Origin of the sequence: Flavilitoribacter nigricans DSM 23189 = NBRC 102662 (assembly GCF_002646595.1) — a bacterium.
GTDB classification, from domain to species: Bacteria; Bacteroidota; Bacteroidia; order Chitinophagales; family Saprospiraceae; genus Flavilitoribacter; species Flavilitoribacter nigricans.
Genome location: NZ_PDUD01000020.1, coordinates 78,086 through 90,977, shown reverse-complemented (window position 1 = coordinate 90,977; position 12,892 = coordinate 78,086). Strand labels below are relative to the sequence as shown.

At 51.4% G+C, this 12,892-nt stretch carries 7 protein-coding genes; 3 read left to right on the top strand and 4 right to left on the bottom strand.

Features of this window, described 5'->3' with window-relative positions; genetic code table 11:
- Window positions 1-53: 53 nt before the first annotated feature.
- Window positions 54-1,751 (bottom strand): arylsulfatase, encoded by a 1,698-nt coding sequence (locus CRP01_RS14495; protein WP_099150968.1) that lies wholly within the window; start codon window positions 1,749-1,751, stop codon window positions 54-56.
- Window positions 1,752-2,022: 271 nt separating this feature from the next.
- Between CRP01_RS14495 and CRP01_RS14490 the strand changes: the two genes are divergently transcribed.
- Together CRP01_RS14490 and CRP01_RS14485 are read left to right on the top strand one after the other, a co-directional pair.
- Window positions 2,023-6,060, top strand: a complete 4,038-nt coding sequence (locus CRP01_RS14490) for a two-component regulator propeller domain-containing protein (RefSeq protein ID WP_099150779.1) — start codon at window positions 2,023-2,025, stop codon at window positions 6,058-6,060.
- A gap of 274 nt (window positions 6,061-6,334) precedes the next feature.
- A complete protein-coding gene (locus CRP01_RS14485) occupies window positions 6,335-8,512 on the top strand; it encodes a bifunctional alpha,alpha-trehalose-phosphate synthase (UDP-forming)/trehalose-phosphatase (protein WP_099150778.1) in 2,178 nt (725 codons plus the stop codon).
- Between the two features lie 133 nt (window positions 8,513-8,645).
- Here the strand turns inward: CRP01_RS14485 and CRP01_RS14480 are convergent, their stop codons facing one another.
- From CRP01_RS14480 to porX, 3 genes are all read right to left on the bottom strand, one after another.
- Window positions 8,646-9,107, bottom strand: a complete 462-nt coding sequence (locus CRP01_RS14480) for a hypothetical protein (RefSeq protein WP_099150777.1) — start codon at window positions 9,105-9,107, stop codon at window positions 8,646-8,648.
- Window positions 9,108-9,113: 6 nt separating this feature from the next.
- Window positions 9,114-9,533, bottom strand: a complete 420-nt coding sequence (locus CRP01_RS14475) for a VOC family protein (protein ID WP_099150776.1) — start codon at window positions 9,531-9,533, stop codon at window positions 9,114-9,116.
- Window positions 9,534-9,623: 90 nt separating this feature from the next.
- Window positions 9,624-11,177: a T9SS response regulator signal transducer PorX gene (gene porX / locus CRP01_RS14470; protein ID WP_099150967.1), complete on the bottom strand. Its 1,554-nt coding sequence runs from the start codon at window positions 11,175-11,177 to the stop codon at window positions 9,624-9,626.
- Window positions 11,178-11,605: 428 nt separating this feature from the next.
- On the opposite strand from porX, the gene CRP01_RS14465 reads away from it, so the two are divergent.
- Complete coding sequence (locus CRP01_RS14465; protein ID WP_233752683.1) at window positions 11,606-12,832, top strand: HD domain-containing protein; 1,227 nt, start codon at window positions 11,606-11,608, stop codon at window positions 12,830-12,832.
- The last annotated feature ends 60 nt before the right edge of the window (window positions 12,833-12,892 follow it).

Sequence of the window (12,892 nt, the reverse complement as noted above, 5' to 3'; positions counted from 1 at the left end):
TTTGCGCAACGCTTCAATTCATAGAGCAAATGATCAGGTCCCACTGGGGTTCATCAGTTGGGTAGCGGATACACCCGGAATTCCTGGGCCAGTTGTTCCCATTTTTCGGCCATCGCCCGGGTTTTGTCGGGTTGTTCTTTGGCCAGATCGTGAAGTTCGGTACGATCCTTGGACAGGTCGTACAGCTCCCAGTCGGCCTTCCGGTCCAGCCGGATCAGTTTCATATTACCTTCCCGCAGGGCAGCCGAGCCAAAATGCTCCCAGAACAATTGCTCGTGGATCTCAGCCTCCGAATCACCGGCCAACAGCCCCAACATACTTTTACCCGGGGCGGGAGTCAGCGTTTTGCCCGCAAAGGTTTCCGGATAAGAGGTACCCGCCATTTCCAGAAAAGTAGGCATGAGGTCGATAATATGGGCCGTCTGGGATTTGACCGCTCCTCCATTAGCTATTCTCCGGGGCCAGTGGGCAATGAAGGGAGAAGTGATCCCACCTTCGTATACCTTGGCTTTCCAAAATCGGAAGGGTGCGTTGATCACGTTGGCCCAAACCGGCCCGATGCCGGAGTGTACGGTTTGCGGCCCCGGCAGATGTTCCGTTTCCTTTTCGACGGGGAAGAATACTTCCGCACCGGCCCGGGTGCTACCGGCCCGGTCGAATCCCGGTCCGTAGCGGGAAGGTCTTTCCGAGCTGGCCCCATTATCCGAGAAAAACAGGATCAGGGTATTGTCCAGCTCGCCGGTAGCTTCCAGCTTGTCGAGCAACCGGCCGATGGACTGATCCATCCGGTCTACCATCGCGGCGTGTACGGCCATGGCTCGGGCATCCCAGATCGTATCCGGGCTGTTTGCCCATTCTAATTCAGGGAACATGAAGGGAGACAATTCCGGTGATTCCGATCCGAATAAACCCAGTTTTTTCATGTTTTCGTAACGCGCATTGCGGATCGCACGCCATCCATCCCGATAGGTATCTTTATACTTTTCGATCTCTTCTTCCGGTGCCTGCAGCGGCCAGTGCGGCGCACAGTGGGCCACGTACAAGAAGAACGGTTCCTCGGAACGGGAAAACTCCTCGACGTAGGCAACCGCCGTGTCCCCGATCGCGTCGGTGTGGTAATAGTCGTCCGGCACGGATGCCACGGTTTCCATTCCGTTCACCAGGCTGAAGGGATCAAAATAATCGACAACGCCCCAGATGTTGCCGTAGTACTTTTCAAATCCACGCGCTGCCGGATAGGTAGCGGTATCCGAAAAAGGTCCCATGTCGGCCTGATGCGCCAGCCAGGGTAGCTGCTTTTCCGGCGCTAGTCGTTCGGTCGGAGAAACGTGCCATTTTCCGGTCATGCCAGTCTGGTAACCCGCCGCCTTTAACAACTCGGCAATCGTTACCGCCTGCTGATCCAGGGTACCCTGATATCCCGGCTGGCCGGCATCCATCGTCATCCGGCCGATACCCGCCTGGTGGGGATAAAGTCCGGTCAGCATCGCCGCCCGCGAAGGACAGCAACGGGCCGTATTGTAAAAAGAAGTAAATCGCAGACCATTTCCCGCCAGGCGATCGAGGTTGGGCGTGTTGATCTCGCCACCGTAGCAGCCGAGATCCGAAAAGCCCAGATCATCCGCCATTATGACGATAATATTAGGGCGATCGTCCGCAGTAGCGCTGGTTCCATCCGCACTTTTGTCCACATTGCCGGTATCACAGGCAAAGAGTAAACCGATCAGGCTGCACCAGAGCCACTTGCTCATTAAGTTGGTTTTTTCCATATAAAATTTTACAGTTGTACTTAAAAATGTATTTTCTTATGGGTAATCACGCCCTCTACTTCAATTTATATCGCCAATGTTAAATAAATCTCTTAGGTATTAGGCGTACAATTGTTTAATTTAGCAGGAATATTGTTTAAAACAAATGCAAAAGCCCGGTATTTGTGCAGCATTAACAGGTTGATTCATCATTTCTCCTGTCCCCGTTCAACCAATTATTTCCACTTTAGCATATCCACGGCAAATCCCGAATATGAGACTATTACTGTCAACAACTTTCCTGGTCTTTTTCAATTTTTGGACATTTGCACAGCAATTATCCTTCCATAAGCTAAGCACCCAGCAGGGGCTTTCCCACAGCACGGTGTACGCCATTACCCAGGATGATCGGGGCTTTATGTGGATCGGTACGCGGGAAGGACTTAACCGCTACGACAGCTACGAACTGAAAACCTACTACGCCGATGGCGAAAGATCTAATCTGGCTTCCAATCAGATCAACGCTTTACTGGCTACCGATGAGCAATTGTTGGTCGGCACGTCCAACGGATTAAGTCTTTACCTGCCCGCCAAAGACCAATTTGTCAGGATCGGACGGGACAGTTTGAACGAAAGTATCAACCAGATCTACCGGGGCCAGGACAGTACGATCTTTGTCTGCACCAATAAAGGACTCTACCGGCTCAACGACGACCTCCAGCCGGAAAGGCTCATGGGGCCGGTCTCAGCCAACAGCATCTGCAACTATAAATCCAATGTGTTCTGGCTGGCGCTCAACCGGGAGGTAATGCTCATTAACCATTTGGGAGAGGTCATTAAGTCCTATCGGCCGCAACAGCCACCGGAGCTGCAGACTCAGGTCGACCGGCTCAATACCATGCACCGGATCATCCAGGACCGCGAAGGAGATATCTGGCTGATCACGGACAAAGGTCTTTTTCGCTACGATCCGCCGGCCGACGAATTTCAGCATGTTCCCATCCATCGGGGCGAGAACGGGATTGAAGCCAACGTCATCCGGACGATAGATACCGACCAGGATCAGCGGCTCTGGCTGGGTACCGAATTGGGGCTTTTTATTTATGATAAGAAAAGCGGTGAGGTCCAGCACTACAATCAATCCTTTACGGATGCCAATACCCTTTCGGACAAGTCTATTTACGCGCTTTACCTCAGCCGGGAGAATATCGCCTGGATCGGCACCTATTTCGGGGGGCTGAATTACACCAAGCCGGAATCCAACGGCTTCTACAAACTGATGCCGGCCAGAGCCGGCCAGTCGATCAGCGGGAAAGCGATCAGTCAGATCACCGAAACCACCGACGGTCGCTTATGGATCGGCACCGAAGACGGCGGTATCTCCATCTACGATAAGGACGAACAAACCTTCGAATACCTGCGGACGGACGGAGATCCGGCGCTCAGTTGCAATAATGTACACGCCATCCACGACGACCAGCTCGGCAATATCTGGATCGGTACTTTTCTCGGCGGGCTCAACCGCTACGACAGCCGTAACGGCCGGATCACCGTTTACAAGAAAGATCCAGCGGACCCGCATTCGCTCTCCAATGATTACGTTTACTCCATCCGGAAAGACAGCAGGAATGTACTCTGGGTCGGCACCCAGAGAGGTCTGAATATCTACAACTACGAACGGGATCATTTTGAACTGTTCCGGCCGGAAGAACTCGGCGGCGTTTTCGTTTACGACATACTGGAAGACCGGCAGGGAGATCTCTGGTTTTGTACCCGCTGGACAGGCATTTACCGCTACCAGCCCGCGGAAGACCGACTCCACCACTATGTCCGCAGGGACAGTACCACCCACGGCCTGAGCTCCAATCAGATCGTCAGTGCTTTTGAGGACCGCCACGGAGACCTGTGGTTCGGCTCGCTGAATGGAGGATTGATCCACTGGAACCGGCAACAGCAGCAATTTAGCTCGGTTACCCAGGCGAACGGACTGCCCAACGATAATGTCTACGGTATCCTGGAAGATGAGCGTGGGAAGCTCTGGCTCCCCTCCAACAAAGGGCTGACCCGGTACGACCCGGACAGCGGTCGGATCACCAATTTCACTACGGCTCAGGGACTTTCGGAAAACCAGTTCAATTTCAAATCCTTTTACACCGATACCGAAGGCTGGTTCTATTTCGGCACCGTGAACGGACTCAACTTCTTCCATCCGGACAGCTCGGATTTCCGGGTGCCGCCTCCCGAGCTGTACTTTACCGGGTTTAAGCTATTCAATAAGGATGTACCCATATCCGAAAAAGGACCGCTCCAATCCCACATCGACCAGACCGAAAAGCTCACACTCCGACACCGGGACAATGTACTCACTTTGGAATTCGTCGCCCTGAACTACTTCTCGGAAGGTAAAAACGAATATGCATACTACCTGGAGGGCTTTGAGGATAACTGGAATGAAGTGGGTAATAAACGTACTGCGACCTACACCAACCTCTCTCCGGGAGATTACGTTTTTCACCTGCGGGCTACCGGTCAGAGTGGCGCCCTGGCCGGCCCGGAACGCCGGATCCAACTGAGTGTGCTGCCGCCTTTCTGGCAAAGCAACTGGGCCTTGCTCCTCTATTCGGTGCTGATCATCGGACTGATCGTCGGTTATACGCGGTTTGTCCGCTTCCTTCACCGGCAAAAGCTGGCGGTACAGGTGGAAAGAGTGGAAAAGGAAAAGATCCGGGAGATCAACCAGCACAAGCTTAATTTTTTCACCTTTATATCCCACGAATTCAAAACTCCGCTTACCCTGATCATTGCTTCTATCGAGAAGTTCTTTCAGAGCAGCAACGATCAGCGAAACCATCCGGATGAGTTGCTGTCTATCAAACGCAATGCCAACCGCCTGCATCATTTGATCCAACAGTTGATGGAATTCCGGAAGATCGAGACCCGGCACGCCTCTCTCGACCTGCGTAAAGGGGATGTCGTACTTTTTCTGCGGGATACCTTCCAGGCCTTTTCGCCCCTTTTCAAACACCGGGGGATCCGTTACGAGTTTACCAGCAGCCATGCGGAATATTACGCCTTCTTCGACCCGGACAAGCTGGAAATGATCCTGAGCAATCTCGTCTCCAATTCCGCAGAACATACCCCGGAAAACGGGCACATCAGTCTGGCCGTGAATATTCAGCGGCCGGATGATAAAAATACCGGATGGATCCTTCAACTCCTGATCTCGGACAGTGGCTCCGGCATTCTGGAAGAGGATACATCGATGGTGTTTGCCCCATTTTTCAAAGCCGGCAAGGAGGAGCAGCAGGGTTCGGGGATCGGCCTGGCTTTGGTACGTAGTCTTGTAGAATTTCTGGATGGCCGGCTTCAGCTGGAAAGCCAGGTCGGCAATGGGACTGCCGTCACCGTAGAATTACCGTTGCGACACAAGCCGCTCACCGAAACGGAAGCTGTCAGCGCAACGGTCAACGGTAATAAAGACTTTGGGCTTCACTCGGCCCTGTATCCGGAGCCCGTACTACAGGAAATCGCCGACACTCCCCTATCCTCCCGCGATCAGACCTTGCTCATTGTGGAGGATAATCGCGAACTCCTTAAATTCTTACACAAACACTTCGTACAGCAATACAAAGTCCAGCTGGCCCGCAACGGAGAGGAAGCCCTGAAGAAGATCCGGCGGACCATCCCCGATCTGATCCTTTCGGACGCCCGGATGCCCGTAATGGACGGGATCGAACTGTGTGAACAAGTGAAGGCCAATCCCCAGACCAGTCACATCCCGTTTCTACTGTTGACGGCCAAAACCAGTGACCAGCACCGGATGGAAGGACTGCGGATGGGCGCCAACGCCTACCTGACCAAACCCTTTAATCTCAAAGAACTGGACCTGCTGGTTTATAATACCCTTCATTCGGGTCAAAAGCTACAGCAGCGGTTCAGCAATCTGGAAAGAATCGAACCCGAGGCTTTACCTCCGAACAATCAGGACCGGGAATTTCTGCATCAAGTCACCAAACTGGTCGGATCGCATTTTGCCGATCCGGGCTTTACCATTTCCGGCCTGGCCCAGATGCTCGGCATCAGTCGGTCTTTACTACATCTCAAGATGAAAAAGATCATGAATGTCAGCGCTTCCGAATACATCAAAAGGGTACGTATGGAAAAGGCCCAGGATCTGCTGCAGGAAGGACTGCCCATATCGGAAGTCGCCTATAAGGTGGGTTATAACGATCCGAACTATTTCAGCAAGGTGTTCAAGAAGCAATTCCGGATCCTGCCGAGTGCCTATGTGGAACAGATCGCCGGCGAATGAGGTCCGGCAGGGGTCGCAGTAGATGCCAACGGCTCCGTTTCGACAAGCTATGTGTCCTTTTTCTCTTATCTTTTTATATGAATAATTGGCAAGAAAGAAAATTTTATCTGAGTAAAATAAGTACTTAAATTAGCAAGGCAATGTTTTTTCAGCCAGGTCGCTACAGGCCCATTTTTTTTGGCCTTTTGGGGTGATCCGTGTATTTTCGCACAAACAAAACGGACCTCTCCTGAGTTGCTAATGGTAGCAGCTCAAAACTTATACTCATAAATACATGCCACGTTTAGTTATTATTTCCAATCGTCTTCCTATTACGATTAACCGCAAAGATGGAGAACTTCACTATCATCCAAGTGCCGGTGGTCTGGCAACCGGCCTAAACTCGCTGGACCAGTCGCTGGAAAGGATCTGGATCGGCTGGCCGGGCCAGGAAGTGAATGATCCGGAAGAGCAGGAGGTAATCCGCCAGGATCTGCTGGAAGAAGGGCTCGTTCCCGTTTTTCTGACCCAGCAGGAGATCAGCCTGTACTACGAAGGTTTCAGTAATAAGACGATCTGGCCCCATTTTCACTATTTTACACAGTACACAACCTACAATGATGAATACTGGGAGGCCTACCAACAGGCCAACCGCAAGTTTGCCGACGCTACGATCCCGCTTATCCGGCCGGATGATCTGGTCTGGGTGCACGATTATCAACTGATGTTATTGCCGGCCATGATCCGGCAAGCATTTCCCAAGGTATCCATCGGCTTTTTCCTCCACATCCCTTTCCCCTCCTACGAGGTGTTCCGGGTATTGCCCTGGAGAAAAGAGATCCTGGAAGGGGTACTGGGCGCCGACCAGATCGGCTTCCACACCTTCAATTACATGCGGCACTTCCTGAGTGCCAGTTACCGGATTGCCGGTTTTGAGCACAACTTCGGCAAGCTGACCGTGGGTAACCGCCTGATCAATGTCGATGTATTCCCAATGGGGATCGATTACGACAAATACGCTTTCCCCGAGATCAATCTCAACGGTGACGACAGTTCTTTCTCCATTAAACAACTGGCGAAAGGCAAAAAACTGATCATCTCCATTGATCGGCTGGATTATACCAAAGGTATTCCCAACCGGCTGCTCACCTTCGAGAAATTCCTCAAAAAGTATCCGGAATACCACCGCAAGGTAAGTCTGATGATGCTGGTGGTGCCTTCCCGCGCCAACGTAGACCAGTACCAGGAGCTGAAAGAGCAGGTAGATAAACTGGTGGGTAACATCAACGGCCAGTTCGGCACTTTCGACTGGACGCCGGTACAGTACTTCTACCGTTCGCTGAATTTCTCCGAACTGATCACCCTGTACCAGGAGGGCGACATTGCCCTGATCACGCCCCTGCGGGACGGTATGAACCTTGTGGCGAAAGAATACGTAGCCAGTAAGGAGAAAAGCAAGGACGGCGTGCTGATCCTGAGTGAAATGGCGGGAGCGTCCAATGAACTCATGGATGCCCTGATCGTCAACCCACAGGATGCCAACGGCATTGTCGATGCCATCCATCAGGCCCTGGTCATGACCGAACACGAACGGCGCTGGCGCCTCACCAACATGCAGGAAAAACTAAAGAAATATAATGTCCGTCATTGGGCAGCTACATTTTTTAAAGAACAGAAAAAACTTATGGAAAAACAGCAAGACCAACAAACTCATCAGATCTCTGCCGAAGAAAGAGAACAGCTCATCAGCAAATACCGTACAGCTAACAAACGCCTGCTGATGCTGGATTACGACGGCACGCTGATGGGATTCCACAACGATCCTCAGGCCGTACAACCGGATGGGGAACTGCTGGATCTGCTACAGCAGCTTGCTGAGAAGGAAGAAAACCAGGTAGTGGTCAACAGCGGACGCGACCGCCATACCCTACAAGAATGGCTCGGTCATCTGCCGATCCAGTTTGCCGCCGAACACGGCGTATGGGTCAAAAAAGATAAAGACTGGGAGATCAACTCCAGCCTGAACAATAAATGGAAGAAAGAGATCCGCCCCGTGTTGGAAAATCTGGTAGAAAGAACTCCCGGATCCTTCATTGAGGAAAAAGATTATTCCGTTGCCTGGCACTACCGCAGCATCGACCGCGACCTCGGTGAGAAACGGGTTCGTGAATTTCGCGATGTGCTGCTCTACCTGACCCATAACCTGGATCTGCAGGTACTGGAAGGGAATAAAGTGGTGGAGATCAAAAATGCCGGCGTAAACAAAGGGAAAGCCACTGACCTTTGGCTGAACGGCACCGACTGGGAATTCATTCTCGCCATCGGCGACGATCATACGGACGAAGATATTTTCAAGGTCCTTCCCGATTCTGCCTTTACGATCAAGGTCGGGCTGGATCGCAGTATCGCCAACTACAGCCTGCCGGGTGTAAGTGAGGTGAGAAGCCTGCTCAAAGAGATACTGGCTCAGTAGTCCATCCGGCGCACGCCACAAATGCAAAAGGCGCGAAGCGGCTGAGGTCAAAGAAAAATGCATCGTACATTTTCCGGAGCCTTTTACCGCTTGGCGCCTTTACTGTTTACGGACCCCAGGTGCTTGCAGCAACCTATTTCTTTTCGGTTCGTTTTCGCCCTTCTTTGCTCAGGGCCATCCGCGAATCCCGTTTCATGCTTTTGATGTGCTTGGCCGAACGGAAACGCAGGGCGGACCAGTCCTCGTCAATTGCCACCTGCCGGACGCCCTCCATGCCCAGTTCGCCGATCGGCTGCCAGCCGGTATCCCGACTGATATCCGAGTCGTACTTTTTGGAGGACTTCTTGGGATAAGCGATCCAGAATACCGCGTCCTCTGCCAACCGGCCTTCCAGTTGGGAGGCGTACTGTTTGATATCCGCAGCTGTTCGGGCGAAGGCGATCAGAAAATCGTAGCGGGTATCTTCTTTCAGGTGCGTATCCACATCCGCCAGTTCCCGCCAGGTAGTGACTACCGGATCAAAAGATTCGGGTGCGCCCAGGATGGCCACCAGCTTTTGCTCCTTATAGTTGAGCTTTTTTATTAATGGGTCCATAATATACTAATCGGTTGCAAAGATCTGGCTCTGATCACCGAAGGCCTTGAATTCCAGGGCATTCCCACTGGGATCCAGGAAGAACATCGTGGCCTGCTCCCCTACTTCGCCCTTAAAGCGTACGTAGGGCTCGATGATGAAATCAATACCGTGATCCTTAAGTTTTTCCGCCAGAGATTCCCACACATCCATGTCGAGAATGGCTCCGAAATGTTTGATGGGCACCTGTTTGCCATCCACCGGGTTGGCCGGTGGCTCGTAGATCTCGCCGTCCGTCAGGTGGGCGGAGATCTGGTGCCCGAAAAAGTTAAAGTCGATCCAACGCTCGGCGCTCCGACCGACACTACACCCCAGTAAGCCTTCGTAGAAACTTCTGGTCTCGGCAATATCTTTTACCGGAAAAGCTAGGTGAAATGGTGGATTCATAAATTGACAGTTCGTATTTAGTGAGTGAAATGATGGTCTGGGTCAGGAGCGCAGGGCCGGAAAATTCGGTTGCCGGCCCGGATCTGGGATCTATTTCTTCCGCAGGAATACCACCGGACAGATCATCTCCTCGAGGGAAATGCCGCCGTGCTGAAAGGTATCCTTGTAGTAGTTGTGATAATAATTGTAATTGTTCGGGTACAGGAAGAACTTATCTTCCTTGGCGAAGATAAAGGTCGAACTCACATTCGGACGCGGCAGTCCGGCCTTTTCCGGATTGCGTACTTCCAGGACGTCCCGTTTATCGTACTGCAGGTTTTTCCCCACTTTGTACCGCAAGTTGGTGGTTGTTTCCCGGTCTCCGACCACCTTGGAGGGCGTATTTACCCGGATCGTTCCGTGGTCGGTCGTTACCACCAGTTGCACTTCCCGTTCGGCTGCGCGCTGCAGCGCCGCCCAGAGCGGTGAATTTTCAAACCACGAACGGGTAAGCGAACGGTAAGCTTTCTCATCGCCGGCCAGTTCCTTCAACACTTCCATTTCCGTTCGCGCGTGCGAGACCGTATCAATGAAGTTGTAGACGATGGCCGTAAAGTCATTGTTCAGGTAATTGAGGATATTATCCTGCATCTGCTTGGCGTGGTAAGAGTTTGTCACCTTGACGTAATCAAAGCGGATCTCTTTGCGCAGCAGGCGGCGGATCTGTTCGCCGAGCAGGTCCTGCTCGTGCAGGTTTTTCCCACCTTCCTCGTTGTCATTCTTCCACCATTCCTTATAGTGTCTTTCAATATCGGCCGGCATCATACCCGAAAAAATGGCGTTCCGGCTGTACTGGGTAGAAGTCGGCAGAATACTGTAGAAGAAGTCCTCTTCTTCCACCCGGTACAATTCACTGATCATGGGCTCGATCACTTTCCACTGATCGTATCGCATGTTATCCAGCAGGATCAACAAAGTGGGTACTTCCGGGTCCAGCCGGGTGAAGATCTTGTTGCGCATCAGGTTGTGCGACATCACCGGGCCGTCGTTGTTCTTTACCCAGGAGGGATAATTCTTGACGATAAACTTGGAGAAAGCGGTATTGGCGGTACTCTTCTGCATGGCCAGAATATCGCCCATCTGAGTGGACTGGGAATCATCGATCTTGATCTCCCAGTTGATGATCTTCCGGTATACATCCACCCATTCCGTATAGTCGAGGCCGCTGTCCAGTTCCATCAGGATCTGGCGGAATTCCTGCTGGTAATCCGAGGAGGTCTTTTCCCGAATCAGGCGTTTGTTATCGATAATCTTTTTGAGGGTCAGCAGGATCTGGTTCGGGTTGACCGGTTTGATCAGGTAATCGGCGATCTGGGAGCCCAGCGCCTCTTCCATTACATTTTCCGCTTCGTTCTTGGTGATCATCACTACCGGGAGGTGCGGGTAGCTGTCTTTTATTTTTCCGAGGGTTTCCAGGCCCGTGATCCCGGGCATACTTTCGTCCAGAAAAACCACATCGATATCATTGTTATCCTGGCATTCTTCGAGCGCGTCGTAACCGTTCGTCACGGTAATCACATCGTAGCCTTTATTTTGTAAAAACAACAATTGGGGTTTCAGCAGGTCTATCTCATCGTCCGCCCACAATATTTTGATATTATCCATAAATTGATTCAATTGTTTTTTATGCAAGTTGCGTTGAATAACGAGAACTCAAGGTTTAATGGTGTGATCCAAATGGCTGGCCGTTCCGGCAGGTTCCGGGACCGGGATCCTGTCCTGTACAATTTTCAAATCCTCGGAGCAGAACACCAACTGGAATAAATTTTTATTAAGGTGCCTAAAATTAGTATAAAATTAATTTGTAAAGAAGATATTGCACCTTCATAGAACAATTAAGACTTTTTTAGCTTCTTATATTTACCACAGCCGAAAAAGTCTGCTGGTCGATAGTCCCTATTCCAGGCCTCCCGTTATCCGTTCGGACCTGGTTTCCGGCCCCAAATTCGCCCTGGTAGCGAAAAACCGGAATGTTGTTTTTCACCCGACTCGTGACTACCGACCTGTGACTAACAACTGCACGAAGTGCTTTAATGATGAGCAAAGTCAAAATTCTCAATGACCCGGTTTACGGGTTCATATCCATTCCCTACGGAATTGTATTCGACCTGGTAGAACATCCCTACTTCCAAAGATTGCGCCGGATCAAACAGGTGAGCCTCACCCACTACGTTTATCCCGGGGCATTGCATACCCGCTTTCACCACGCACTGGGCGCCTATCATTTAACTTGTCAGGCCATCGATGTATTGCGTTCCAAAGGTACAGAGATCACCGCTGCCGAAGCCGAAGCCGTCGGGATCGCCATTTTACTGCACGATATTGGCCACGGCCCCTTTTCCCATACCCTCGAACACACCCTGATCAACATCACCCACGAGCAATTATCCGTAATGATAATGGAAAAACTCAATCAGGAGTTCGAAGGAAAGCTGTCTTTGGCGATCGAAATTTTCAACAATCGTTACCACAAACATTTTTTGCACCAACTCGTATCTGGTCAACTGGACATGGACCGGATGGACTACCTTAATCGGGACAGTTTTTTTACCGGTGTTTCGGAAGGTGTCATCGGCTACGATCGCATCATCAAAATGCTGGCCGTACACAACAATCATCTGGTAGTGGAAGAAAAGGGGATCTATTCGATCGAAAAGTTCCTGATCGCCCGGCGGCTGATGTACTGGCAGGTCTATCTGCACAAAACCGTTCTTTCCGCCGAACAGATGATGATCCAGGTGCTGCGGCGGGCCAAAATGCTGCGCCACCGGGGTATAAAGCTCGGCGTACAGGGCAGTCTTAATTACTTTCTGGAAAACACCTTCACCCAGCAGGATTTCAGTAAAAACAAAAGCATTCTGCTAGATCGTTTCGCCTCACTCGATGATACCGATATTGCCTTTGCGATCAAAGGGTGGCAGAACCACTTCGATCCGGTTCTGTCTTTCCTCGCCAAAAGTCTGATCAGTCGCCGCCTGTTCAAACTGGAATTCCAGGACCAGGCGCCCAGGCAGGATGACATCAATTTTATCCGGCAAAAGATTGAGAAGCAGTTCCCTTTTTCCAAAGACGTGGCCAACTTCCTGCTCATAGTCGGCAAGGAAACCAATACGGCCTACAGTACCTCCAAGGAAGAGATCCTGATCCTGCTGAAAACCGGCGAAGTAAAACCCATGTCGCTGGTCTCCAACCACGGTATTCAGCCAAAGATGTTCACCAAACACTATTTGTGTTACCCCAAGGAGATCATCAAAGAATGATCGCCGGGTACAAAAAGAGCGGGCTGGATCGTCGTGATCCAGCCCGCTCTTTTTTTGTTC

Bases quoted from the DNA above. Each gene is read 5' to 3' on its own strand.
- CRP01_RS14495 (WP_099150968.1), bottom strand. From the start codon at position 1,751: ATGAGCAAGTGGCTCTGGTGCAGCCTGATCGGTTTACTCTTTGCCTGT.
- CRP01_RS14490 (WP_099150779.1), top strand. From the start codon at position 2,023: ATGAGACTATTACTGTCAACAACTTTCCTGGTCTTTTTCAATTTTTGG.
- CRP01_RS14485 (WP_099150778.1), top strand. From the start codon at position 6,335: ATGCCACGTTTAGTTATTATTTCCAATCGTCTTCCTATTACGATTAAC.
- CRP01_RS14480 (WP_099150777.1), bottom strand. From the start codon at position 9,107: ATGGACCCATTAATAAAAAAGCTCAACTATAAGGAGCAAAAGCTGGTG.
- CRP01_RS14475 (WP_099150776.1), bottom strand. From the start codon at position 9,533: ATGAATCCACCATTTCACCTAGCTTTTCCGGTAAAAGATATTGCCGAG.
- porX (WP_099150967.1), bottom strand. From the start codon at position 11,177: ATGGATAATATCAAAATATTGTGGGCGGACGATGAGATAGACCTGCTG.
- CRP01_RS14465 (WP_233752683.1), top strand. From the start codon at position 11,606: ATGATGAGCAAAGTCAAAATTCTCAATGACCCGGTTTACGGGTTCATA.